This window comes from Streptomyces sp. NPDC048442 (assembly GCF_040651475.1).
In the GTDB taxonomy this organism is placed as follows: Bacteria; Actinomycetota; Actinomycetes; order Streptomycetales; family Streptomycetaceae; genus Streptomyces.
Genome location: NZ_JBEZKB010000041.1, coordinates 35,722 through 59,085, shown reverse-complemented (window position 1 = coordinate 59,085; position 23,364 = coordinate 35,722). Strand labels below are relative to the sequence as shown.

General features: G+C 71.6%; 20 protein-coding genes and 1 pseudogene. 11 read left to right on the top strand and 10 right to left on the bottom strand.

Annotation, left to right across the window (positions count from 1 at the left end; all coding sequences use genetic code 11):
• Positions 1 to 279: 279 nt before the first annotated feature.
• Positions 280 to 1,011, top strand: coding sequence for a YwiC-like family protein (locus AB0D18_RS38030; protein WP_362429724.1), 732 nt, complete (start codon positions 280 to 282; stop codon positions 1,009 to 1,011).
• A 111-nt stretch (positions 1,012 to 1,122) separates the two neighbouring features.
• Here AB0D18_RS38030 and AB0D18_RS38025 read toward each other — a convergent pair whose 3' ends face one another.
• From AB0D18_RS38025 to AB0D18_RS38015, 3 genes are all read right to left on the bottom strand, one after another.
• The gene (locus AB0D18_RS38025) at positions 1,123 to 2,013 is read right to left on the bottom strand and encodes a geranyl diphosphate 2-C-methyltransferase (RefSeq protein ID WP_362429721.1); all 891 of its coding nucleotides are present in this window, start codon (positions 2,011 to 2,013) and stop codon (positions 1,123 to 1,125) included.
• A gap of 58 nt (positions 2,014 to 2,071) precedes the next feature.
• Positions 2,072 to 3,430 (bottom strand): family 2 encapsulin nanocompartment cargo protein terpene cyclase, encoded by a 1,359-nt coding sequence (locus tag AB0D18_RS38020; RefSeq protein ID WP_362429718.1) that lies wholly within the window; start codon positions 3,428 to 3,430, stop codon positions 2,072 to 2,074.
• 334 nt (positions 3,431 to 3,764) lie between these two features.
• A complete protein-coding gene (locus AB0D18_RS38015) occupies positions 3,765 to 5,177 on the bottom strand; it encodes a family 2B encapsulin nanocompartment shell protein (RefSeq protein ID WP_362429715.1) in 1,413 nt (470 codons plus the stop codon).
• A gap of 672 nt (positions 5,178 to 5,849) precedes the next feature.
• Here AB0D18_RS38015 and AB0D18_RS38010 point away from each other — a divergent pair.
• Positions 5,850 to 7,109, top strand: a complete 1,260-nt coding sequence (locus AB0D18_RS38010; protein ID WP_362429713.1) for an MFS transporter — start codon at positions 5,850 to 5,852, stop codon at positions 7,107 to 7,109.
• Between the two features lie 80 nt (positions 7,110 to 7,189).
• Complete coding sequence (locus AB0D18_RS38005) at positions 7,190 to 8,023, top strand: aldo/keto reductase (RefSeq protein ID WP_362429710.1); 834 nt, start codon at positions 7,190 to 7,192, stop codon at positions 8,021 to 8,023.
• A 79-nt stretch (positions 8,024 to 8,102) separates the two neighbouring features.
• Here the strand turns inward: AB0D18_RS38005 and AB0D18_RS38000 are convergent, their stop codons facing one another.
• Positions 8,103 to 8,585, bottom strand: a complete 483-nt coding sequence (locus AB0D18_RS38000) for an NUDIX domain-containing protein (protein ID WP_362429707.1) — start codon at positions 8,583 to 8,585, stop codon at positions 8,103 to 8,105.
• 146 nt (positions 8,586 to 8,731) lie between these two features.
• Here AB0D18_RS38000 and AB0D18_RS37995 point away from each other — a divergent pair, with 146 nt between their 5' ends.
• Positions 8,732 to 9,292, top strand: a complete 561-nt coding sequence (locus AB0D18_RS37995) for a DoxX family membrane protein (RefSeq protein ID WP_362429704.1) — start codon at positions 8,732 to 8,734, stop codon at positions 9,290 to 9,292.
• A 100-nt stretch (positions 9,293 to 9,392) separates the two neighbouring features.
• Positions 9,393 to 10,286, top strand: coding sequence for a phosphatidylinositol-specific phospholipase C (locus AB0D18_RS37990; protein ID WP_362429701.1), 894 nt, complete (start codon positions 9,393 to 9,395; stop codon positions 10,284 to 10,286).
• 129 nt (positions 10,287 to 10,415) lie between these two features.
• On the opposite strand, the gene AB0D18_RS37985 is transcribed toward AB0D18_RS37990, so the two are convergent.
• Both AB0D18_RS37985 and AB0D18_RS37980 read right to left on the bottom strand, forming a co-directional pair.
• Entirely contained in the window at positions 10,416 to 10,754 is a 339-nt protein-coding gene (locus AB0D18_RS37985) for a DUF4190 domain-containing protein (protein ID WP_362429698.1), read from the bottom strand.
• Positions 10,755 to 10,855: 101 nt separating this feature from the next.
• A complete protein-coding gene (locus AB0D18_RS37980) occupies positions 10,856 to 11,002 on the bottom strand; it encodes a hypothetical protein (protein WP_362429695.1) in 147 nt (48 codons plus the stop codon).
• Between the two features lie 123 nt (positions 11,003 to 11,125).
• On the opposite strand from AB0D18_RS37980, the gene AB0D18_RS37975 reads away from it, so the two are divergent.
• Positions 11,126 to 11,776, top strand: coding sequence for a TetR family transcriptional regulator (locus tag AB0D18_RS37975; RefSeq protein ID WP_362429692.1), 651 nt, complete (start codon positions 11,126 to 11,128; stop codon positions 11,774 to 11,776).
• Between the two features lie 37 nt (positions 11,777 to 11,813).
• Here AB0D18_RS37975 and AB0D18_RS37970 read toward each other — a convergent pair whose 3' ends face one another.
• The gene (locus tag AB0D18_RS37970; protein ID WP_362429689.1) at positions 11,814 to 12,686 is read right to left on the bottom strand and encodes a hypothetical protein; all 873 of its coding nucleotides are present in this window, start codon (positions 12,684 to 12,686) and stop codon (positions 11,814 to 11,816) included.
• Positions 12,687 to 13,090: 404 nt separating this feature from the next.
• Between AB0D18_RS37970 and AB0D18_RS37965 the strand changes: the two genes are divergently transcribed.
• The gene (locus AB0D18_RS37965) at positions 13,091 to 14,488 is read left to right on the top strand and encodes a threonine/serine exporter family protein (protein WP_362429686.1); all 1,398 of its coding nucleotides are present in this window, start codon (positions 13,091 to 13,093) and stop codon (positions 14,486 to 14,488) included.
• 74 nt (positions 14,489 to 14,562) lie between these two features.
• On the opposite strand, the gene AB0D18_RS37960 is transcribed toward AB0D18_RS37965, so the two are convergent.
• Entirely contained in the window at positions 14,563 to 15,492 is a 930-nt protein-coding gene (locus AB0D18_RS37960; RefSeq protein ID WP_362429683.1) for an SMP-30/gluconolactonase/LRE family protein, read from the bottom strand.
• A gap of 93 nt (positions 15,493 to 15,585) precedes the next feature.
• Here AB0D18_RS37960 and AB0D18_RS37955 point away from each other — a divergent pair, with 93 nt between their 5' ends.
• The 3 genes and pseudogenes from AB0D18_RS37955 to AB0D18_RS37945 all read left to right on the top strand — a co-directional run bounded on the left by AB0D18_RS37955 (position 15,586) and on the right by AB0D18_RS37945 (position 17,398).
• Positions 15,586 to 16,056: an Lrp/AsnC family transcriptional regulator gene (locus AB0D18_RS37955; protein WP_362429680.1), complete on the top strand. Its 471-nt coding sequence runs from the start codon at positions 15,586 to 15,588 to the stop codon at positions 16,054 to 16,056.
• Positions 16,057 to 16,160: 104 nt separating this feature from the next.
• Positions 16,161 to 16,395: pseudogene (locus tag AB0D18_RS37950) on the top strand (alpha/beta hydrolase); the annotation flags it as partial.
• 37 nt (positions 16,396 to 16,432) lie between these two features.
• Positions 16,433 to 17,398 (top strand): pyridoxal-phosphate dependent enzyme, encoded by a 966-nt coding sequence (locus tag AB0D18_RS37945; protein WP_362429678.1) that lies wholly within the window; start codon positions 16,433 to 16,435, stop codon positions 17,396 to 17,398.
• A 142-nt stretch (positions 17,399 to 17,540) separates the two neighbouring features.
• Here AB0D18_RS37945 and AB0D18_RS37940 read toward each other — a convergent pair whose 3' ends face one another.
• Positions 17,541 to 18,983: an acyl-CoA synthetase gene (locus tag AB0D18_RS37940; protein ID WP_362429675.1), complete on the bottom strand. Its 1,443-nt coding sequence runs from the start codon at positions 18,981 to 18,983 to the stop codon at positions 17,541 to 17,543.
• A 403-nt stretch (positions 18,984 to 19,386) separates the two neighbouring features.
• Positions 19,387 to 21,153, bottom strand: a complete 1,767-nt coding sequence (locus AB0D18_RS37935) for a hypothetical protein (RefSeq protein WP_362429673.1) — start codon at positions 21,151 to 21,153, stop codon at positions 19,387 to 19,389.
• A gap of 277 nt (positions 21,154 to 21,430) precedes the next feature.
• Here AB0D18_RS37935 and AB0D18_RS37930 point away from each other — a divergent pair, with 277 nt between their 5' ends.
• A complete protein-coding gene (locus tag AB0D18_RS37930) occupies positions 21,431 to 23,236 on the top strand; it encodes a choice-of-anchor A family protein (RefSeq protein WP_362429670.1) in 1,806 nt (601 codons plus the stop codon).
• Positions 23,237 to 23,364 lie beyond the last annotated feature (128 nt).

Sequence of the window (23,364 nt, the reverse complement as noted above, 5' to 3'; positions counted from 1 at the left end):
CTGGGCGGTTCGTATTTCCACGGGGTTTCGTTGTTGCAGTAGACCCGGGGTGGGGCCCCCCCCCCCCCCCCCCCGCCGTCGTGGGCCTGGCGGCCGCCTGCGGGTACGACACCCTCACCGTGACCGGCCGCCCCTCGGCCGACCTGCTGGTGCTCGGCGACGAACTCCTCGACCGGGGGCTGCCGGGCCGGGGTCGGGTCCGCGACGCGCTGGGACCGCTGCTGGTCCCCTGGCTCGACGCACTCGGCACGTGCGCCGCGCCCTGGACTCGCTCGGCGCGTGCACCCTGGTCGGCAGCGTCGCCGTACGCCCCGAACACCCGATGCTGCTCGCGGTCCTCCCGGACGGCAGGCCGGTCGTCGGGCTGCCGGGCAACCCCCTCGCCGCGGTCGCCGCGACGGCCACCCTCGCCGTCCCTGTACTCCGCACCCTCGCGGGCCTGCCACCGGCCGCCGCGGTCGGGCTTCCGGCGCGGGTACGGATGGCGGGGCGCGCCCCTTCCACCGCGCTGGTACCGGTCGAGGTGCGGGACCGCCGGGGCGGTCCACCCGCTGGACTCCCACGGGCCCGCGATGCTGCGCGGCCTGGCCGCCTGCGACGCGCTGGCCGTCGTACCGCCGGAGGGCGCGGAGCCCGTTCACCGCGGGCACCATCCTCGGCGGCCCGGCGTGGCTGCACCTGCCGCTGTTCGTGTGCTGGCTGCTGGCGTACACGGCGGCCTTCCACCTCCAGCAGTACGTACGGCTGCGCAGGCTGTCCCGCGGTCCCCGAGCGGCGGGCCGGCACGTGCGGCCCGCTGCTCGCCTTCGGCGCGGTGCTCGCGGTGCTCGGCGTTCCGCTGCTGGTGCTGCGGCCCTGGCTGCTGGTCGCGGTGGCCGCCGCGCTACTGGTGGCGCTGCGGCTGGGCGGCGGGACGCTCACCGAGGGGGCGGCGCCGTTCGCCGCCTGCCTGCTCTACTTCGGCGGCGCTGCTTCCCGGCCGTGGCCTGCGGGTCAAGGCCGTGGGGCTGATCGAGCTGGGCTGCTCGGCCGCCCTGCTGGCGATGCTGCTCGGGAGCGGAGTCTGACGCGCGGGGGGCCGGGACCGTCTCTCGCGGTCCCGGCCCCTGTGCCGAGCTGCGGTCAGACGCGGTCGGCCGCGATCAGGACGTACTGGAAGGAGCCGTCCTTGTACGAGTTGATGAACGCCTCCTCGATGCCCGTGACCAGGGAGGACGTGGCCCGCAGCTCCCAGTAGGGCAGGGTCTGCGGGGTGAGGTCGATGACGGCCTGCGGTACGAGTCGGTTGTCGGCCATGGCGCGCAGGTACTCCCGGCGGGAGTGGATGTTGCACTCGAAGTGCGCGTTGATCTGCGAGACCCACTTCGACGGCTGGCCGTAACGCGGGTTCCAGCAGCCGGTGATGGTGACGTAGCGGCCGCCGACCTCAAGGACGCGGGAGTGCTCGGCAAAGAGGTCCTCCAGGTCGACGTACATGCTCGACTCGTTGTTCCACGAGGCGGCGGCCTGCCCGGTCTCGAAGGGCGTGGCCAGCATGTTGCAGACGCGGGCGCGGACGTGGTCCTCGATGTCGAGCTCGCGGGCGCGCCGGTTGGCGAAGTCGGCCTGCTTGGCGGAGAGCGTGACGCCCTCGACCTTGCAGCCGAAGCGCTGGTGGGCCATGACCATCGAGCCGCCCCGGCCGCAGCCGGCGTCCATCAGGGTGTCGCCGGGAGCGATGTCGCCGAGGTGGTCCAGGAGGAGTTCGGACTGGGCCGACTCCAGCCGGTGGAGCTCGGCGATCAGCTTCTTCTCGGCCTCGCTGTCCTGGGGGTCGCCGAGCGCGGCGTGGTCGATGTCGCCGATGCCGTAGTGGTGGTGGTAAAGGCCGTCGACGTCGCCGAGACGCAGGTTCACGGGCCTGGCCTCCCCGTCCCAGTAGCGGGCGATGTCCCCCTGGTAGGGCGTCACCGGGGAGGGGATGAAGGCGGCGGAGGCAGCGGTGGCGGAGGTGGTGAACTCGGTGCTGGTCACAGACGGATCCATTCTTCTCATCAATAGACGGGACGTCTTCAGTGGTGGAAAGGTCTTCTCACCAGAAGTCGGGCAGGCTGTAGCGGTAGGTGTTGGTCTGGTGCCAGTGGTGGTTGCCGTCGACCCAGGCGGCCACACCGCGCAGGAAGCGCTGAACGGTCGGGACGGGGCAGTCGACGGCGAGGGCCGCCGCTTCGGACTCGAAGGCGTGCATGAGGTCGTTGTGGACCTCGACCGCCTTGAGGTAGGCGTCCCGTTCGGAGACGTCCTCGCGTTCGGCGATCACCACGGGAAGGTTCAAGTGCTTGCCGGGGGCGGCGAGTTCCTTGGTGTACGAGTAGAGGTCGTTGACGATCGTGGTGGCGTTGCCCGCGAGCGCGATGACGCGCTGCATCGCCGGCCGGGCGTGCAGGTCCGCGGGGAGTTCGTAGCCGCCGACGGTGTCGGTGATGGTGGGGCAGGGGCGGAAGTTGTTGAACTGGCGCATCGCCAGGTACTCCCACACCTCGGGTACGCGGTCCAGCTGGGCCCAGGCGGCCTCGGCGAGGTAGCCCATGTGCAGCCGGGCCATGTCGTGCCGGAGCCGGTCGGCCTGGGAGGCACTGGCCGACCGGACGAAGTACTCCATGGCGGAGCGGTAGGCGCGCCGGGGGGCGTCCGAGTGGAGCGACTGCGCCCACTGGGGCTCGTACTCCTTAGTGGTGTGCAGGGGGTCGAGGGCGGTGTGCGCGAGCAGCAGCCGTTCGCCGAGTCCGACGGGCGAGCCGCCGTGGTCCTCGCAGTAGTAGTCGTCGACGGCGTTTTCGGCGACCATCAGGCGGGTGGCGATCATCAGGTGGTCGATGCTGGGGGCGTCCGGGTGGCAGCCGACCATGTAGCGGCCCACGGAGAAGCCGTCGAACTGCTCCTCCCAGTCGTCGGGGTACAGGTCGACCTCGTCCAGCGCCCAGGACTTGATCCTGCGACTGACCTCCTCCACCCGTACGGGGTCGGGTTCCGGTACGGGGTGGAAGTAGAGGCCCGGGATCGGTGTGCCCTCCACCGCCGCAGGCGGCTCCGGCGGTGCCGCGGGTTCCCCGGGCGGGGTCAGCCGCAGGCCCGCCGTGCCGAGCCCGCTGGGTCCGCGCAGAATCCGCGCCAGGTCGACGGCCGGCAACGGGGCTTCGGTGTGGGCGAGTCCGGAGAAGTCCAGTGGAGTGGGATCTGGTGGGGAGAGAGCTGGTGGGGAGACAGCGGCGCCGGCAGGGGGTGCGGCCGCCTCTGGCGGTCCCGGCAGGGACGGCACCCGGGGCGGGCCTCCGGTGGCGGCCGCGATGTCGCAGGCGCGGGCCGCCGCATCGGCGAGGACGTGCGCCCCGAAGCGCGAGGCGGCCTCGGGGAGAGTCGACTGCGCGGGGCTCGGATCGGGCGCGGGCATCCATGACTCCTTGAGGGGGTGTGCGGGGGGGGGTAACGGGCCCCGGGAGATGGGGTGTTCGGTAGTTACGGTCCCCGGGCGCGCTCGGCGGGCACGCGCGGCCCGGCTGTGGGCACGGCTCGGCTGTGGGAGCGGCCCGGCTGTGGGCGCGGCTCGGCTGTGGCGGCAGCCGGACGGGCTCGGCGGGTATGCGCGAAGGGGCGTGCGCGGCGGGGTATGCGCGGCGGCCGTGGCGGCAGCCGCCGCGCATGTGCGGCCCAGGCCGTGGCGGCGGCCGGGCGGGTCGGCGGACGTGCGGGCCCTGACTGCGGCGGCAGCCGGGCGGGCACATGCCCTACACGCTTCTGCGGGCGATCTGCACGTTCTCCAGTACGCCGAGCGCGTCCGGCACGAGGACGGCGGCGGAGTAGTACGTGGTGACGAGGTAGGAGATGAGTGCCTGTTCGTTCATCCCCATGAAGCGGACCGACAGACCCGGTTCGTACTCCTCTGGCAGGCCGGTCTGGCGCAGACCGATGACGCCCTGGTTGTCCTCGCCGGTGCGCATGATGAGGATGGAGCTGGTGTTCTCCTTGGTGATGGGGATCTTGTCGCAAGGCAGGATCGGGACGCCCCGCCAGGCCGGTACCTGCTGCCCGCCGAGGTCGACCTGTTCCGGGTAGAGCCCGCTCTCGCTGAACCCGCGTCCGATCGCCGCGATCGTCCTGGGGTGGGCGAGGAAGAACTTGGAGCCCCGGCGGCGGCAGAGGATCTCGTCCATGTCGTCCGGGGTGGGCGGACCCGAGTGCGGCTGGACGCGCTGCTTGAAGTCCACGTTGTGGAGCAGGCCGAACTCCCGGTTGTTGATCAGCTCGTACTCCTGGCGCTCCCGCAACGCCTCGATGGTGAGCCTGAGTTGCTCGGCGGTCTGGTTCATCGGCCCGTTGTAGAGGTCCGCGACCCGGCTGTGGACCCGCAGGATCGTCTGTGCGACGGAGAGTTCGTACTCACGCGGCTTCAGCTCGTAGTCGACGAAGGCGCCGGGAAGCCGGTGCTCGCCCGCGTGTCCGGCGGACATCGCGATCTCCGCCTCGCCCTTGTGGTTCTGCCGCCGGCGCGGCAGCGCCCTGAACTCCTCAAGGTGTTCCCGGAGGCCTGGCGCGGAGTCCGCGACGGCCGTGAAGTCGGCGCGGGACAGGGTCAACAGGGTGCCCGCCGTCTCGGCCGTGGCGGTGCTCTCCCACCGGGCGTCCGGGTCCAACAGGGCGTCGTCCCCGAACCGTTCGCCGTCGGCGAGCACGGCCACCGCCAGTTCGTCGCCGTACTGGCCGACGGTGGTGCGGCTGACGCGGCCGTGGGCGATCAGATGGAGCCGGTCCGCGGGCGCGCCGCGCTCGGCCAGCGTTTCGCCCGCCCGGAAGTCGCGCTGGACACACCGGTCGGCGAGCGCGGTCAGCACCTGCACGTCGTCGAAGCCGCGCAGCAGGGCCAGTTCGCCGAGCTCGCGGGGGATCACCCGGACCTCGGCGCCGTCCTGGACGAAGTCCACGCGCCCGTCCCCGACGGTGTAGCTGAGCCGGCGGTTGACCCGGTACGCCCCGCCCTTGGTCTCCACCCAGGGGAGCATCCGCAGCAGCCAGCGGGAGCTGATCTCCTGCATCTGCGGGGCGGACTTGGCCGTGGTGGCGAGGTTGCGGGCTGCGGCCGTACTCAGGGACTGCTGCCGAACCGGTGCCACCTGCGGCTCGGGGCTCGTGTCAACGCTCATCGGGCGGGCTCTCCTTGGTGGGGCAGCGACTCGGCGGGGCAGCGACTGGGCCGGGGCGGCGGCCGTGACGCACCCATGGGCGGGCAAGAGGCACAACTGGCAGCAAAGGAACGGGAATCCGTCCAGATGTCGTGGACAGTAGCGGCCGATCCGGCCCTTCGACCCGGAGAATCCGGTGACATTAGCTCGATACGATGATCGTGGCCGCGCGAGGTTTGCCCGGGTACCGTCGGGATCCGGCCGAGTACACCCGGCACGTCCGCCGCACGCCCGCCGCACAGTCGCCGCACAGCCCGGCCGGCGCGCAGGCGCGGCCCGGGAGCGCATCGAGAATCGGCCACGCTCCGTGGGACGGCAGGTAGCGGACGCCCTGGCCATGCCGTAGGCAGCGAGCAGCCGCGCACGCACCGGACCTTTTCGCCCCGCAGAGCCCGTTCGGCGCCGCTCAGCGCCGATCGCACCGATCAGCGCCGGTCAGGGCTCTTCGGCACACTCGACGCCGGTCAGGACTCTTCAGCACACTCAGCGCCCTTCACGGCCACTCAGCGCCCCCCGGTGAACAGCGGTCGACGAGACGGCATCCAATTACACCGCGCTTGCATTAACCCGCGTCTGCAACTATTGTCTTCGCTTGTAAGACGCTACCGCAACGTACCTCGGAAGGTCTCCCCCATGCCTCTCGCGCTCCTGGCCCTCGCCATCGGGGCCTTCGGAATCGGCACCACCGAGTTCGTCATCATGGGGTTGCTCCCCGACGTCGCCGCCGACTTCGGCGTCTCGGTGCCCACCGCCGGATTCCTGGTCACCGGATACGCCCTGGGGGTCATGTTCGGCGCGCCGCTCATGACCGTCCTGGGCACCCGGATCTCCCGCAAGAACATGCTGATGCTCCTCATGGGCCTGTTCATCGTGGGCAACGTCGTCTCGGCGGTCGCCCCCACGTTCTCCGTGATGATCGTCGGCCGGGTGGTCGCCTCGCTCGCCCACGGCGCGTTCTTCGGCATCGGTTCGGTGGTCGCCGCCGAGCTGGTCGCCCCCGAGAAGAAGGCCGCCGCCATCTCCATGATGTTCACCGGCCTGACCGTCGCCAACGTCGTCGGCGTGCCGCTGGGCACCTTCGTCGGACAGAGCGCCGGCTGGCGCGTCACCTTCTTCCTCGTCGCCGCGCTCGGCGTCCTCGGCCTGGCCGGCATAGCCAAGTTGGTGCCGGACGTACCCAAGGCGGAGGGGGTCCGGCTGCGGCACGAGCTGGCCGCCTTCAAGAACGCCCAGGTGCTGCTGGCCATGGCGATGACCGTGCTCGGATTCGGCGGAGTCTTCGCGGCGATCACCTACATCGCTCCGATGCTGACCGAGGTCACCGGCTACGCGGAGTCCTCCGTCACCTGGCTCCTCGTCCTCTTCGGCCTGGGCATGGTCGCCGGCAACCTGACCGGCGGAAAGTTCGCCGACCGCAAGCTCATGCCGATGCTCCTCACCGCGCTCGGCGGCCTGGCCGTGGTTCTCGCCCTCTTCACCGTCGGCGCGCAGAACAAGGTCACGGCGGCCGTCGCCGTCTTCCTGATCGGAGCCCTCGGCTTCGCCACGGTGCCCCCGCTCCAGAAGCGCGTACTGGACTACGCCCACGGCGCGCCCACCCTGGCGTCCGCGGTCAACATCGGCGCCTTCAACCTCGGCAACGCGCTGGCCGCCTGGCTCGGCGGCATCGTGATCGCCGCCGGATACGGTTACACCTCGGCGAACTGGGTCGGCGCGGCCCTCGCCGTCGGCGCACTGATCCTCGCCGTCGTCTCCAGCCTCCTGGAGCGCAGGGAGCCCGCACGCCCCGTGGCCTCCGGTGTGGTCGCCGGATCTCCCGGGGCCACGGCAGCGGACCGTACGCCGGCCGAAGCCGCTCCGGCCGAACAGGCCGTCGCCACCGCCCACCGCTGACCCCACCTCCCCCGCTCCCCCTTCCCACGTACCGACTAAGAACTTCCCCCTTCCCCCGTACCAACAAGGAACAGCGCATCATGACCTCCCTCCCCCACATCCCCACCGTCACCCTGAACAACGGCGTCACGATGCCCCAGCTCGGCTTCGGCGTCTTCCAGGTCCCCGACGAGGAGACCACCGCCGCCGTCGGCTCCGCACTCGCCGCCGGGTACCGCAGCATCGACACCGCTGCCGTATACGGAAACGAGCGGGGCGTCGGCCGGGCGATCGCCGCATCCGGCATCCCCCGCGACGAGCTGTTCCTCACCACCAAGCTGTGGAACGCCGACCAGGGCTACGACGCCACGCTCGCCGCCTTCGACGCCTCCCTCGACAAGCTGGGTCTCGACCACGTCGACCTCTACCTGATCCACTGGCCGACCCCCGAGCGGGACCTCTACGCCGACACCTGGCGCGCCTTCGAAAAGCTGCTCGCCGACGGGCGCACCCGCGCCATCGGCGTCTCCAACTTCCAGCCCGCCCACCTGGAGCGCCTGCTCGCCGGTGCCTCGGTCGTCCCGGCGGTCAACCAGATCGAGCTGCACCCGGGCCTCCAGCAGCAGGAGCTGCGCGACGTCCACGCCCGGCACGGCATCCTCACCGAGGCGTGGAGCCCGCTCGCCCAAGGCGCCGTCCTCAAGGACGAGACGATCGTCTCGATCGCGGCCCGGCACGGCAAGAGCCCCGCCCAGGTCGTGCTGCGCTGGCACCTCCAGACCGGCAACGTCGTCATCCCGAAGTCGGTCACCGAGGCCCGCATCCGCGAGAACCTCGACGTCTTCGACTTCGTACTGAGCGAGCAGGAGCTCGAAGCCGTCGGCGCCCTGGACCGCGGCATGCGTACGGGTCCCGACCCCGACACCTTCAACTGAGTCACCCCCTCGTCCGACATCACGGCGGGCCGGGCCGGGCACCCCCGGCCCGGCCCGCCCCGGCGCCTTCCGTTCTCAGTCACCCGGTCACCCGGGCGCGCAGCCGGTCGACGAAGGTCCGCTGGCCCGTCACGAGCCGCTCGGCGGCCTGCTCAGGCGTGCACCAGGCGAACCGGTCCAGCTCCGGAAACTCCTGCTGTACGCCGGACCCGCGCGGCCACTCCATGACGAACGTCCCCGGCACCACGTCCGCCGGGTCCAGCTCCGCCTCCAGCGCCCACACGGTGACCGTTTTGCCGTTGCGCTGACGTACGTCACCGAGCGGAAGCCAGCTTCCGTCGGGAACGGGCAGCCCGAGTTCCTCCTCGAACTCCCGGCGGGCGGCCGCCGCGGGATCCTCGTCGGGCCCGTACTCGCCCTTGGGCACCGACCAGGCCGCCGCCTCGCGCCTCGCCCAGAACGGGCCGCCCATGTGCCCGATCAGCACCTCGACGTCCCGCTCCTCGCCGGTGCCCGTGACCCGGAAGAGGAGCAGTCCGGCACTGCGCCTGTCCTTCGCCATGCCGTCCAGTCTCCCGTCTGGCGTAGTACCGCGCCGCTCGGGCAGCGCGGGCAGCGGAGAGTGGAAGGCGTCGCCCCGTTCCTCACCCGAAGTTCCTCACCCGAAGTTCCCCACTCGAAGTTCCCCACTCGAAGCCTGGAGATGACATGGCCTCCTGCATGAACCACCGCCGCGACCTCGGTCTGCTCGTACTGCGGGTGGGTACCGGCGCGGTGCTGGCCGCGCACGGCACACAGAAGCTCTTCGGCTGGTTCGGCGGTGGCGGTATCAAGGGGACCGGCGCCGCCATGGAGTCCATGGGGTTCACGCCGGGCACGCAGAGTGCGGTCGCCGCGGGGCTCGGCGAGGCGGGCGGCGGCGCGCTCCTCGCACTCGGCCTCGCCACTCCGGCGGCCGGTGCGGCTGCCGCGGGGGCCATGGCGGGCGCTGTCGCCGTACACGCCCCCGCCGGGTTCTTCGCCCAGTCCGGCGGATTCGAGTACCCCGCCTTCCTCGGCTTCACGGCCGCCGCGATCGGCCTCGCGGGGCCGGGGCGCCACTCGCTCGACCATGCCACCGGCCACCGTTTCGACCAGCCGTGGACGGTGGCTGCCGCCTTCGTGGGCAGCGCGGTCGCCGCGGCGGTGGTGGTCGGCAAGCGGCAGAAGCGCAACGCGGAGGAGAACGGGGAAGGAAACGGAGAAGGGAACGGGGACGACACTCGCTGATTGGCCCCAAGTGCGGCTTTTCACACTCTGGTTGACGCTCCCTCATGTGTGCTTGGATGCGCGCGTGTGACCGGAGCGATGCCAGGGAGAAGAGTTGCGCATGGACCGACGAGGGTTCCTCAAGGGTGCGGCGGCCCTCTCCGCCACCGGACTTCTGACCTACGCGGGAACGGCACCGGCGGGCGCCCGGGTACGGGCTCGCGAGGTGCGGGCTCTCGGGGTGCAGGACTGGATGGCGGGGATCGACTCCGCGCGGCCGCTGCGCACGCTGACGTTGCCCGGTACCCATGACTCGGGCGCCCGGTTCGGCGGCCCGTGGGTGGAGTGCCAGAACACCACGATCGCGCAGCAGCTGGCGTCCGGCATCCGGTTCCTCGACGTACGGTGCCGGGCCTTCGAGGGGTCGTTCACGATCCATCACGGCGCGTTCTACCAGAACCTCAACTTCGACGACGTCCTCACCGCCTGCCGGGACTTCCTGGCGGCGCATCCGTCGGAGACGGTGCTGATGCGGGTGAAGCAGGAGTACTCGGAGGTCTCCGACAGCGAGTTCGGCGCGCTGTTCACCGACTATCTCGACCGTAGGGGATGGCGTTCGCTGTTCCTGATGGCCGACGCGCTGCCGTCCCTCGGGCAGGCCCGCGGCAGGGTCGTCCTGCTCGCGGACAACGGCGGGCTGCCGGGCGGGGTGCGCTGGGGCGACACGTCGGTCTTCGACATCCAGGACGACTACCAGGCGGAGCCGTTCGCCAAGTACCCGAAGATCGAGGCCCAGTTCAGGAAGGCCGCCGACCAGCCGGGCAAGCAGTACATCAACTTCGTGAGCACCGCTGCCGGCCTGCCGCCCCGGTGGAACTCCGACCGCCTGAACCCGAAGGTGCACTCCCTGGTGGACAGTTCCGGGGCGAGCGGCTGGCGGGGTCTGGGCATCATTCCACTGGACTTCCCGAACACCCGTGCGGGACTGGTGGATTCGCTGATCCGGCACAACTGAGCGGGCGCGATGCACGTCGGTTCCCTCGACGGGCATGCCCCCGTTCTCGATGCCCAGGCGCTGCCGCAGATCATCGACGCGGTCCGCACCGGCGGCTACACGATCACCAGCCTGCTCGTCCAGCCGTCTTCAGCCGCCGAAGCTCCACGAGATCGAGTTGTTCAGGTCGACGACGGTGGCGAGCACCACGAGGTCGGCGACGCCGAGGCCGAAACCGAGCCAGGCACGGAACCGGCGGGTGGTGCCGCCGCGCAGGGCGAGGGTGGCGAGCACGAGGGCGGCCGGGCCCAGCAGGATGTTCATGGCGAGCAGCCCGACCAGGCCGAGCACGAACGAGGCGACGGCCATCCCGTCGGCATCACGCAGGCCGACGCGACGGGAACGCTCGGTGGCGGCCGGATCGGCGGGGGCAGTGGGTGCGGTGGGGGCAGTGGGTGCGGTGGGGGCAGTGCGTGCGGTGAGCTGCATGGCGGGTCCTTTCTCGGTGGTACGGATGCCGGGGTACGGATGCCGGGGTACGGATGCCGGGGTACGGATGCCGGGGGTACGGATGTCGGGCTTGCCGTTTCTCAGCGCCGCCGGCGTTCCCGGACGGCGAAGACCAGCAGCCAGCAACCGATCAGCGCGGCGGCGATCAGGGTGACGGGCAGCGGTGCGTGGGCGACCGGGCCCAGCAGGACGCCCAGGAGCAGAAGTACGGCGACGAGAGCGATCACGGGTTCAACACCTCTCGAGGGAGTGGGAGTTGATGAGTTGAGTGAACAGTTGTAGTTACAGTTGTCCACTGAACCACACACCCATGCTTCCCTTCTTCGGAGAACGACTGTTTACTGGATGACATGAGTCACACCGCAACAACGGGGATCCGGCAGACCCAGAAGCTCAGGACCCGTCAGGCCCTCATGGACGCGGCCCTCGGCCTCCTGGAGCACCAGAGCCTGAGCAGCCTCGGCCTGCGTGAGGTGACCCGGGCGGTCGGGCTCGCCCCGACCGCGTTCTACCGGCACTTCAAGGACACCGCCGAGCTGGGCGTCGCCCTGGTCGAGGAGTCGCTGGGCGGTCTGCACAGTGCGATCCGCGCGAGCCTGGCCGCGCCCGACGCGGACGACAGCGAGGCCCGTATCGCCCTCACCGTCGCCCTGATCGCCGAGCTCGTCCGGTCCGCCCCCGCCCACGTACGGTTCATCGCCCGGGAGCGGCACGGCGGGGTGCGGCCGGTGCGCGAGGCGATCGGCGCCCAACTGCGGCTGTTCGCCGAGGAGGTGGCCGACGCGCTCGGCGCGCTGCCGGACTCCGCGGGCTGGTCTCGCGAGGACCTGGTGATGCTGGCCGGGGTCTACGTCGACCACATGGTGATGACCGCCTCGGCATTTCTCGACACGGAACCCGGCGACGAGGAGACCACCGCCGAACTGGCCCGCCGCCAACTGCGCCTGGTCAGCCTGGGCCGCCTCCACTGGCTCGACGCGGGGCAGGCAAGGGCACGGTGACGGGGTTTTGTCAGAGCAGGGCGGCGACGGGGTTTTGTCAGAGCAGGGCGGCGAGGGGCAGGGCGGCGACGTCGGCCGCGGGCCGGGACAGGTACAGGTCGGCGTGGTAGTAGCCGTCCGCCTCCTTGCCCGTCGTACGGAGTCCGGCCGCGGCCAGGGCGTCGAACGCCGCGTTCCGTTCGGCCTCGTCGGCGAAGCGGCGCTGCCGGAAAGTACGGGCGGGCAGCTTCTCCGTCACCAGGCCCGAGGCGCCGAGCAGTTCGGCGATCGGCCGGTACGGCACGGTGCGCAGCACGAACGAGGCGACCCACGGCGGGACCGGCATGCAGTCGAGGAGCCTGGCGAAGGTCCGGGTGCGGATGTAGCCGATGCCGCCCGTCACGGTGATGAGGTCCGCGCCCGCCACCGCGCGGCGCAGGGCGGGGCTCGGCGCACCGACTTCGAGGTTCTCCGCGAAGGAGTGGTCGAGCAGACCGACGTCACGCGCGTATCCGGCGGCGCGGGCCGCCGCGTCGACGCCAGTCACCGACACCGCCTCCGGTGTGCGGCGTGCGGTGAAGAAGGCCCGGTCCTCGGCCGTGAGGCGGCGGGCCGACAGTGTGGCCAGATGGCGGGCGGTGTAGCGGGCGTACAGCTCGGTCAGGGTGACCCGGTGGTTGAGGAGGGCCGCGTTGATCCCGTACGAGCAGCACAGGTCCACCACGTTCAGCGGTGACCGGTCGGGGCGCAGGCCGCGCAGCGCGCCGGTCAGCGCCCGGAAGACGGCCTGGCCGTGGTGGGGTATCTGGTACGCGAGGGGGCGCAGTGTGGCGAAGTACGAGCGGGGGTCGGGGCAGTCGTAGATGTCGCCGAAGTTCGCTTTGCCCCAGTCGGCGTTCGTGGTGGTGGTGCTGCTCGGTCGTGCAGTCATGGAAGCCCTCCTGACGTGCGTCGCCGTGCAAGGGACTCGACAGCCGCAGGACTGCGGCCGAAGCCGGTGCGCGGCGCACCACGCGTCCGCTCCCGCCTCGTCGGCACCAGAGGGCACCTCCGAGGAGCAGGCCGGGTGGGGCTCCACGTCCACAGTGTCACCAGCCCGGCCGGGCCCGTGCCAGCGGGAAACCAGCCAACACTTCGGCCCCGGGGCGCCCTTCCGTCACCTTCTGTCACCTCACGTCACCTCCCGCCACAAACGGCGTGCCCGGCGGCGTGTCGTAAATCCGGATGACGATCCATCAGATTCCATGCTGCTGCACCTGCCAGGCCGTACGAACGACGTGGGCCCCGGGTTCCCGTACCGAAGTCGGCAGAGTCCCACCAGCGCCGGAGGGCCCGTTGCCCAACAAGTCCCTGCCCTGGCTCCAGCGGAGCCTGGGCCGGCTGCGTGGCCTGGAGTCGGCCCCCGACCCGTTCATGGCTCCGCCCGCCGACCCCGAGCGCCCGGACGCCGCATTCGTCATCGCCCTCGCGCTGCTGATCGGCGATTCCCTGATGGCCAACGGCGCGGCCGCCGAGGAGACGGTCGCGGGCATGCTGGTCACGGCGGAGGCGTACGGACTCCAGTGGTGCGAGCCCGATGTGACGCTGTGGGTGGTTTCGCTGGCGGGCCGGATGGCCGAGGACACGGAACCCACCTCCGAGCACCGGGTCATCCGCCGCCGCACCCTGGACTTCACCGCGCTGGAAAGCACCCACCAGCTCGTCCAGGACATCAGCGACGGCCGCTTGAACGCCGTCGAGGCACGTGCGCGCGTGGTCACCCTCTGCCCCGCACCCGCGACCGAGGCCGCCGTGAGCCGTGCCGCCCACTGGGGCAGGGAATCGGCTCATGCGGGTCTGGTCGCCGCTTCCGGAAGTCTGATCGCGGGCGGCGACCTTCCGGTCGTGGTCCCCTCCTTCATCGCGGCCACCATCGCCGGACGCGTCTCCACCGCACTCGCCACGTACGGCGTGCCCGCCTTCTACCGGATCGCACTCGCCGTGCTGCCCGCCGCGCTGTTCGCCGTCCTGGCCGACAACCTCGGCTACGGCCGCAACGCCCCGGCCATCATCGTCGGCGGCGTACTGGCACTGCTGCCCGCCCTCACCATCATCAGCGCCGTCCAGGACGCACTGACCGGCCATTACGTGACGGCGTACTCCCGGCTCATGGAGGCGCTGCTCGTCTTCCTCGCGATCGTCTCCGGGACGGGGGTGGTCATGGCCCTCGCGGCGAAGGCCGGCTACAGCCTGCCGATCCTGCCGCAGACCAAATCCCTGGACTACTTCTCCTGGCGGCTGCTCGGGGCCGCGACGTTCACCGTGGCGATCGCTTCCCGGATGCGCGTCCCCCGCCGCAAATGGATCGTCGCCGCTCTCCTCGGGGTGGCAGGTGTCATCGGCTACCTCGCCCTGCGCGACGCGGGCTTCCTGCGGCTGTCGGCCACCGGCATCATGGCCGGCGCCATCGGCGCGGTCGGCCAGTTCCTGGCCCACCGGGACCGGGTGTCCGCGCTGCCCCTGGTCATCCCCGCCGTCACCCCGCTGCTGCCCGGCAGCATGCTCTACCGGGCACTGAGCGAACTGTCGATCGACCGCATCCCGCAGGGGACGACCCACATGGTGCAGGCCGTGGCCATGCTGATCATCCTGGCCACCGGGGTCAGCATCAGCGGCGAGGCGGCGTACTTCCTCAGACAGCTCAGGGATCAGCACCGCACGAAGCGGAACGCGCGGCCCCGGGGCGCGCCTTAGGACGTGCCGCCCCGGTGCACCGTTTCGCGGCCCGGTGCACCGTTCGCGGTCAGGTGCACCGTTCGCGGGAGCGGTTACGCGTCCAGCCAGGGCCGGCGTCCGGGGCCGGTCGGGTGGGTGCCCGTGACGGCCATGACCACCGAGTAGAGGCTGGTCTCCGCGGTGATGAAGAGGCGGTTGCGCTTGGCGCCGCCCCAGGAGATGTTGGCCACCGCCTCGGGGACGTCGATACGCCCGATGAGCGTGCCGTCGGGGTCGTAGCAGTGCACTCCGTCGCCCATCGCGGCGGCCCAGAGCCGGCCCCCGTCGTCGAAGCGGAGGTTGTCGAAGCGGGCCTTCTCGCGGGCCCCCGCCTCGGCGAAGACCTTGCCGTCGGACAGCGTGCCGTCGTCGCGCACGTCGAAGACCCGGATGAAGCCGGCCTTGGTGTCGGAGACGAACAACTGGCTCTCGTCGGCCGAGAAGACCAGGCCGTTCGGCGCACCGAAGCCGTCGGCGACCTGGCGCACCTCGCCGGTGACCGGATCGATGCGGTAGACGTTGTTGGCGCCGATCTCGCTCTGCGCGCGGTAGCCCTCGTAGTCGCTGGTGATGCCGAAGTCCGGGTCGGAGAACCAGATCGAGCCGTCGGACTTCACCGCCGCGTCGTTCGGGCTGTTCAGCCGCTTGCCCTGGCACCGGTCCGCCAACACACTGACGGTGCCGTCGTGTTCGGTGCGGGTCACCCGGCGGTTGCCCTGCTCGCAGGTGATCAGGCGGCCCTCGCGGTCGAGGGTGTTGCCGTTGGTGTGCCCGGCGTTGCGCCGGAAGACGTTGACCGCGCCACTCTCCTCGTCCCAGCGCAGCATCCGGTCGTTGGGGATGTCGCTCCAGATCAACTGCCTCCAGGCGGGCAGGTAGATGGGCCCCTCGGCCCAGCGGCAGCCGGTGTACAGCACCTCCAGTGCGTCGTCACCGTTCATGCACCGCCCGGTGCGGAACCTCTCGTCGAACATTTCGTACATGTCTCAACCACCCCTTGCCGAACGCTGTTTGGCCTGAGGCGAAGATTGCAGGATGTCGTATGGTCGGCACAAGACCTTCCCGAATGGAGAGTTGTGGATCACATAGACCGCGTGCTGCTGGCACAGCTCCAGCAGGACGCCACCCAGCCCTACGCCGCACTCGGCCAGGCCGTCGGCCTTTCCGCCGGTGCCGCTCATGAGCGCGTACGGAAGCTGCGCGAGCGCGGCGTCATCCGCCGCACCGCGGCCGAGGTGGACCCCGCCTCGGTGGGCGCCTCCGTCCTGGCCTACGTGATGGTCGACTCGACCTCGTGGATGGGTGATTCGGCGGAGGCCTTCGCCGCGCTCCCCGAGATCCTGGAGGCGCACGTCATCGCGGGCACCGCTTCAGTGCTGGTGAAGGTCAGAACCGCCGGCACCGAGCAGCTGCAGGACGTACTGCGCAGGCTCCACGCCGTCGAGGGGGTCAGCGGGACGCATGCCACGGTGGTGCTGGAGACGTTCTTCGAGCGCCCGGTCGACCCGCAGACCGCTGCTTCCGCTTCCCCTTCTGCCATGGGATAAGACGGCCGGGCGGCCGGGCGCAAGCACCGGCTGCACTTCCGAAAGGCAACCTGGTGCTGCTGGGCCACGGCGGCGGTACGGACAAGAGAGCACCGGGAACGGTGGGCGAGCCGGTCGGCCCGATCGTCGTCCGGTACCACGCGAGCCTCGCGGAACGCGCCGTACCGGAGTGGCAGGCCACCCTGGACGCGCTCCAGGAGCTGCCGGAGATCGGCACCGGAGGACCGGTCGGCTACTACAGCCCGGCCTCTCGCCCTGTTCGACGCCTTCGCCTCCAAGGAGAAGACGCTGCACGCCAACGCGGGCACGCACCTGGAACTGCTCGGGTGGCGCGCGGACTACTGTCGGATCGACGTACCAGAAACGGAGGAGAGACATGGCCCTTCCCCTGCATCTGACTCTCGACGACGTACGCGACGCCGCCGCACGGCTCAAGGGCGTCGCCCACCGCACCCCCGTCCTGCGCTCCCGCACCCTGGACGGGCTGGTCGGCGCCGAGGTGCACCTCAAGTGCGAGAACTTCCAGCGCATCGGCGCTTTCAAGTTCCGCGGTGCGTACAACGCCGCCTCCCGGCTCTCACCGGAGCAGCTGGCCAAGGGAATTGCCGCCTACTCCTCCGGCAACCACGCCCAGGCCGTCGCCCTGGCCGCGCGGGAGCTGGGCACCACGGCGGTGATCCTGATGCCGCAGGACGCCCCGCAGTCCAAGGTGGCCGCGACTCTCGGCTACGGCGCGGAGATCGTCACGTACGACCGGTACACCGGGGACCGGGACGCTCTCGGCGAGGCGCTGGCAGCCGAGCGCGGCCTGACGCTGATCCCGCCGTACGAACACCCGCACGTCATGGCCGGACAGGGCACCGCCGCGCTGGAACTCATCGAGGAGAGCGGTGAACTCGGCGCACTGGTGGCCCCGGTGGGCGGCGGTGGTCTCATCGCGGGCAGCGCCACCGCGGCCAAGGGCCTGTACGGCGGGACGCGGGTGATCGGGGTGGAGCCGGAGGCCGGGGACGACACCAAGCGGTCCTTGGAGGCGGGCAGGCGGGTCACCGTTCCCGTACCGCGCACCATCGCAGACGGCCAGGCGATCCAGACGCCCGGCGAGCTGACCTTCTCCGTCAACCAGCGGCTCGTCGACGAGATCGCCCTGGTCACCGACGACCAGATCCGTGACGCCATGCGGTTCGCCTTCGAGCGGTTGAAGATCGTCGTCGAGCCCAGCGGCGCCACCGGACTCGCCGCCCTGCTCACCGGCCGTATCGGCCAACTTCCTTCCCGGGTCGGAGTGATCATTTCCGGCGGCAACATCGACACGCGCCGCTTCACCGAACTGTGCGGGTGATCCCCGCGCCCGTGACCAGCAGCAGGCCGGCGGTGACGAGCCAGCCGTTCGCACAGCCGGCCGTCGCTGTCGCCGCGCTGTCCACCTGAGTGGGAAGCAGGAAGCAGCCGAGCAGGAGGGTCGTGCCGAGCAGGAGGGTCGTTCAGTCGCGCAGGGCCTTCTTCATGATCTTCCCCATGTCGTTGCGCGGCAGCGCCTCCCGCAGCCGTACTGTCCGGGGCCGCTTGTACGGGGCGAGCTGGCCGGCCACGTGGTCGGCGAGCTCCTGCGCGCTCGGCGGTGCGGCCGGGTCCCTCGGCACGATCCAGGCGACGACGGCCTCCCCCAGATCGGGGTCGGGTTCGCCGGTGACGGCGGCGTCGGCGACGGCGGGGTGTTCCAGGAGTACGTTCTCGATCTCGCCCGCGCCGATCTTGTAGCCGCCGCTCTTGATCAGGTCGGTGGAGCGGCGGCCCACGATCCGTACCGATCCGTCGGCGTCCTGTGTCGCCATGTCGCCGGTACGGAACCAGCCCTGGTCGAAGGCGGCCTCGGTGGCGTCCGGCCGGCCCAGGTACTCGGTGAAGAGGTTCGGTCCCTTCACCTGGATCTCCCCGAGCGTCTCTCCGTCCCCGGCCTCGACGGGCCGCCCGCCGTCGTCCACCAGGCGCAGCTCGACGCCGTCCAACGGCGTTCCCACACTGCCCGGTTGGGGCGGGCCGCCCGGCCTTACGCTCGTGTTCATGAGCGTCTCGGTCATGCCGTACCGCTCGACGACCTGCTGACCGGTCGCCCCGGTGATGGCCTCGTGGTCGCGGCGGGACAGCGCTGCGGAGCCGGAGACGAGGAGCCTGGCGCCGGCGAGGGCCTTCCCCAGTGCCGGGTCGGCCGGCAGCGCCTCGGCGAGCCGGTGGTACATCGTCGGCACGCCGAAGAGCACGGTGGCCCCGCCGGCCAGCTCCTCCCTGACCCCTTCCGGAGAGAAACGGCCGAGGTGGCGGAGGCTGCCGCCCCTGCGCAGCGGGCCGAGTACTCCCAGTACCAGACCGTGGACGTGGAACAGCGGCAGCCCGTGCACCAGGACGTCGTCCCCGGTCCACTGCCACGCCTCGGCGAGGGAGTCGAGGGTGGCGCGGATCGCACGGCGCGGCAGGACCGCCCCTTTGGGCGGGCCCGTGGTGCCGGACGTGTAGATGACGAGCGCGGGCGCCTCGTCACCTGGCTCTTCGGGGAGGTCCGGCAGGGGGCCTTCGGGGGTGAGGTCCGGATGTACGACGGGCAGTCCGGCGAACGCTTCCGGCAGCTCCACCCCGGGGGCCGCGAGGACGAGTTCGGGCGCGCTGTCGGCCACGACGTGCGCGAGCTCGCGGGCACCGCTGCCGGGGTTGACCGGCACGAGGGGAACCCCGGCGACGAGCGCGGCCACCGCCCCCACCGCGGACTCCAGGGTCGGGGTGGCCCAGAGGGCGACCCGGCCTGCCCCGGCGAGACGGACCGCCGTGGCCGAGGCCGCCGCCCTCAGCTCTGCGTAGTCCAACGAGCGGTCCCCGAACCGCAGGGCGGGTGCGTGGCCCGCGGTTTCGAGGGCGGGAAAGAGCTGGGGCATGTCTGTCTCCTGCGAAAGCGCTGAAGGACCGAAGGGCTCAGGGGCTGAAGGCCCGAAGGGCTCAGGGGCTGAAGGGCCGAAGGGCTCAGGGGCTGAAGGGCCGAAGGGCTCAGGGGCTGAGGGGTCGAAGGGCTTGCCTGGTGGGCAACATCTCATGATCCCGCGCCTCCCGACCAGTGCCCCGGCCCCGGGCTCAGAGCGGGAGGCGCTCACCGCCCCACGCCCGCGCGTACGTCACGGTCGCACGGTCCACCACGAACCCGGACTGCTCGTAGAACCCCCGCGCACCGCTCGGATTGGCCGTGTCCACGATCCACGATCAGTGACGCCGTGTCGTACCCGGCGTCGCGGGCCGCGTCCAGCAGCTCGGCCCTGGAGGGCTGAGCGGGGGCGCCGGGACGGATCACCCGCCGGTCGCCTCGCGCGGTGCCGTCCGCCCCGGGAGCAGTGTGTCCCCGCAGGCCGCCCGGCCGGACTGGTACTCCTGTCGGTCGAGGCGGTCCACGTGCTGCTGGGCCCAGCCGCGTACCGCTGCGATGCGGCTCTTGTCGCGTACGGCGTCGTACCGGAGCCAGTCGCCGTGCGAGCCCCTGAGCGCCAGCGGTACGTAGCCGTGGGCGGCCAGCGCCTCCCCTGTGAGGCCGGTCCTGCGGGTCCAGGCGCTGTGGACGTGGATGAACTCCGGGCGCACCTTGCGCAGTACGTGGTCGCGGACCCGTGCGGCGTCGTGGGTGGCGTGGGCGTCGGCGAGGGGTCGGTCGGTGAGTCCGGCGACGTCCAGGGCGGTCAGCCGGGTCGTGAGGAGGGTGCCGCCGAGGTCGGGCAGCGCCAACGTGGCTTCGTCCAGGCCGAGTTGGTCCGCGTAGGAGTTGAAGGTCTCGCCGTAGCGCTGGGCCACGTAGCACATCGGGACGGTCGGGTGGGCTTCGAAGCGGGCGTCCGCGTCCTGCCGTCCGGCGGCGGAGAGGACGAGCGCGACGACCGCGGTGGTGACCAGTGCGGGGCGGCCGCGGGCCGGGAGCGCCGGCCAGGCCGCGACCAGGACCAGCCCGGCCGCCAGCGCGCCCACCGACCACACGGGGGTGGCGAAGCGGTACATCGACATCCAGTCGGGGGTGAGCGCCCCGTACACACCGAGTGCGAGTGCGAGGGGGACGAGGACGGCCGCCACAGCCCGGCGGGCCGGGCCCGGACGGCTCAGGGCCAGGCCGGTGCACCCGGCCAGGACCAGTACCAGCAGCCAGCCGGCGTACGTCAGCAGCTGGCCGGTGCGCGCGAGTTCGGCGAGCGCGGGTGCGCCCTGCGACTTCGCGACTGCCGTGTTCGGCACCCAGCGCCCGAAGGTCTCGTGCCGCCAGAGCAGGAAGGAGCCGTACGGCACGGCGAACGCGGCGAGCGACGCGGCGGCGGATCGGGCGGACCGGCCCGGCTCCGTACGCCAGGTGCACAGCAGCAGTACCACCGGGTACGCCAGCACGTAGGCCGCCCCGTCCGGGCGGGTCAGCGCCGCCAGCAGGGCAAGCAGCCCGGCGGCGGCCGCGGTGCGTCCGGCGAGCAGGGTGCCCCGGGCGGCAGCGCGGGCCAGTACGGCGGTGAGCACGGACACGGCCAGCGCGTAGAGGGGGTTCTCCAGCCCGGAGAACAGCCAGATCACGAACGAGAAGTTGCCCGCGGCCGCGGCTCCCGCGAGGAGCGTCACGGCGGGTACGGCGAGGGGCCTGGCCGGGAAGGCGGCGCGTGCGGTCGCGGCCACCGCGACCAGGATCCCGGCCACGCAGAGCAGCGCGAGGAGCTTGGGGTACCAGACCAGGTCGGCGACGCCCGCCAGGGTCGTACCGCTGTCGAAGAGACCGAGGCGGCGGCCGAGGACGAGGAGCAGCAGCCAGGAGGGGTTGGAGTATCCCTCGACCGGTCCGGCACCGTGCTGCTGGACCGGACCGTAGCCCTCGTCGATGCTGCGCGCGTACGCGAAGGTGATGGCGGCATCGTCAATGAGCCAGTGCCCGAGCCGCGAGGCCTGCACGGCGGTGGCCACGGTGCCGAGTACGACGGCACCCCCCTCGGCAAGCCGGAGACGACGGGGAGCGGCGGGCACGGACGGGGCGGGGGAAGTGCTCGGCGGCGGAGGGGAGTCGGGTCGCTCCAGGAGCGCCGGATAAGTTCCAATCACCCGGGAAACATATGATATCGGGCGCTTCGGGACGGTGAGGCGCCGGAGTGGTTTCCCCTTCCCGACACACCCACCGGCACGGCCACCCGCCGGCGCGGGCGTCCGCCGGCGCGGGCGTCCCGTCTCGCCCCCCCACGGGCGCATACCGGTTCCCCGCGCCGCGCGCAAAGGGGGCGTTCGGATGGTTTATCTACCCGGACGGACGCTACCGCTCGCCCGGCTGACGAAACGTCAGGACATTACGGGCAGCGAAGTTTGTCTGAGTATCGACGGAAGAATGGTGACCACGGTGCACACGGTCCTTGGCAGATTCGGCAGTACGGGGCTCAGGGTGGCGGGGGTGACCTGGCTCGCTGCCGGTGCCGTGCTCCTGCCGCTGGGCATGGTCGGCCCGGCGGCCGCCGCGTCCCAGGGGGTGCGGGCGGATCCGTTGCCGGGCGGGCTCGGTCCCTGTGTGCCGGGCCGCTGCCCGGACCCGTACCCGCCCATCAACAACGACGACATCGCGGGCTACGACAACGGCATCAACGTCTTCGCGGGCGGCGACTTCCGGGTGCGCGGCAAGGCCGCCGAGGCGGAGGGGCGGGTCGTCGTGCTCGGCTCGTTCGACATGAACAAGTCGGCCGACGGCAGTCGGATCTACAACGTGGGCGTCGCGGGCGTCGGCTCCCGCGTCCCGCCGCCCGAAGGCTCGGACTACCTCACCACCGGCGGCTCCGTGACCATCGCCGCCGGTCAGCGTCTCGTCGCGGAGGGCGGTGTGGTCCGGCACGCAGGTCCGCTCACCGGCACGGTCGACGGCACCAAGACCCGCGACCCCGCCGCAGCCGTTCCGTACGTCGGGCTGCGCCAGGAACTGTCCGACGCGAGCCAGTGCTACGCCGACGGGGACACCGGTTCGCGCCCGGCCACCGGCACGGCGGTCAACGAGGGCGGCCAGACCGTCTTCACCGGCGACGGCACCTCCGCCCTCCAGGTCTTCAACGTCGACTTCGACCTGACCTCGGCCAACGGCGGCCAGCAGGGCATCGTCTTCCGCGGGATCCCGGCCGGGGCGACCGTCCTGGTCAACATCCTCGGCGCGAACCGCACCATCAACACGTACAGCGGCGGCATCGACGACCGCACCGACCCGCTGAACGGTCTCCGCGACAGGCTGCTGTGGAACTTCCCCGACGCCACGGCCGTGGATCTCAAGGGCACCGGCCAGTTCCAGGGCAGCGTGCTCATCGGCAACCAGGCCTCGGAGACGCACGTGACCCTGCCTGGCGTCAACGGACGCTTCTTCACCACCGGTTCGCTCACCCACGAGAGCCCGGCGTCCGGCGGCGGTGGGCAGGAGTTCCACTCGTACCCCTTCAACGGTGACCTGCCCCACTGCGGCACGCCCGTCCAGGAGGGCGCGCTCAAGGTCGTCAAGAAGGACGCCTCGACCGGCGCACCGCTGGCCGGCGCCGTCTTCCAGCTCTGGCGCGAGACCAACGGCGTCTCCGGCCTCCAGACCTCCGGCACGCGCCCCGACCGGCGCGAAGGCACACCGTGCACCACCGGCGCGCAGGGCGTGTGCGGTACGACTGCCGAGGTGGGCCACTCCTACTACTGGCAGGAGACCAAGGCCCCGGCGGGCTACGACCTGCCCGACCCCAACGTCTTCGGGCCGCTCCACCTCACCACCGCACTCCCGCACCCGGGCGTCACCACGGTCGTACGCGACAAGAAGACGCAGACCCCCGAAGTCACCGGACGGCTCCGGGTGCGCAAGGTCGACGCACGCACCGGGCACGGTCTGGCCCGCGCCGTCGTCGAACTGTGGCGGGAGAACGGCCGCAAGACGGGCCTCCAGACCTCCGGCCCGGACCGCGACCGGCAGGTCGGCACGGGCTGCGCCACCGACAGCCAGGGCCGCTGCGACTTCGACCGGCTGCAGCTCGGCTCGTACTACGTGCGGGAAACCGTCGCCCCCGAGGGCTACCTGCTGCCGGCCAACCCGGTCTCCGGACCGCACGCCGTGACCGGCTCGAACGCGGCCGAGGCCCTCGTCGTACGGATGACCAACGAGGCGAAGCCGAACCCGAAGAAGTAGCCGAAGAAGTAGCCGGAGGAGTAGCCGCACCGGCGGGACAGCACCTCGCCGGCCCGCCCGGCACCCCGGCCCGCCCGGCAAGCGCCGGACGGGCCGGACGGGCCGGACGGGCCGGACGGGCCGGACGG

Excerpts from the sequence above, each read along its gene's own strand:
- AB0D18_RS38020 (WP_362429718.1), bottom strand. The coding sequence starts at position 3,430 with ATGCCCGCGCCCGATCCGAGCCCCGCGCAGTCGACTCTCCCCGAGGCC.
- AB0D18_RS38015 (WP_362429715.1), bottom strand. The coding sequence starts at position 5,177 with ATGAGCGTTGACACGAGCCCCGAGCCGCAGGTGGCACCGGTTCGGCAG.
- AB0D18_RS38010 (WP_362429713.1), top strand. The coding sequence starts at position 5,850 with ATGCCTCTCGCGCTCCTGGCCCTCGCCATCGGGGCCTTCGGAATCGGC.
- AB0D18_RS38005 (WP_362429710.1), top strand. The coding sequence starts at position 7,190 with ATGACCTCCCTCCCCCACATCCCCACCGTCACCCTGAACAACGGCGTC.
- AB0D18_RS38000 (WP_362429707.1), bottom strand. The coding sequence starts at position 8,585 with ATGGCGAAGGACAGGCGCAGTGCCGGACTGCTCCTCTTCCGGGTCACG.
- AB0D18_RS37995 (WP_362429704.1), top strand. The coding sequence starts at position 8,732 with ATGGCCTCCTGCATGAACCACCGCCGCGACCTCGGTCTGCTCGTACTG.
- AB0D18_RS37990 (WP_362429701.1), top strand. The coding sequence starts at position 9,393 with ATGGACCGACGAGGGTTCCTCAAGGGTGCGGCGGCCCTCTCCGCCACC.
- AB0D18_RS37985 (WP_362429698.1), bottom strand. The coding sequence starts at position 10,754 with ATGCAGCTCACCGCACGCACTGCCCCCACCGCACCCACTGCCCCCACC.
- AB0D18_RS37975 (WP_362429692.1), top strand. The coding sequence starts at position 11,126 with ATGAGTCACACCGCAACAACGGGGATCCGGCAGACCCAGAAGCTCAGG.
- AB0D18_RS37970 (WP_362429689.1), bottom strand. The coding sequence starts at position 12,686 with ATGACTGCACGACCGAGCAGCACCACCACCACGAACGCCGACTGGGGC.
- AB0D18_RS37960 (WP_362429683.1), bottom strand. The coding sequence starts at position 15,492 with ATGTACGAAATGTTCGACGAGAGGTTCCGCACCGGGCGGTGCATGAAC.
- AB0D18_RS37945 (WP_362429678.1), top strand. The coding sequence starts at position 16,433 with ATGGCCCTTCCCCTGCATCTGACTCTCGACGACGTACGCGACGCCGCC.
- AB0D18_RS37940 (WP_362429675.1), bottom strand. The coding sequence starts at position 18,983 with ATGCCCCAGCTCTTTCCCGCCCTCGAAACCGCGGGCCACGCACCCGCC.
- AB0D18_RS37930 (WP_362429670.1), top strand. The coding sequence starts at position 21,431 with ATGGTGACCACGGTGCACACGGTCCTTGGCAGATTCGGCAGTACGGGG.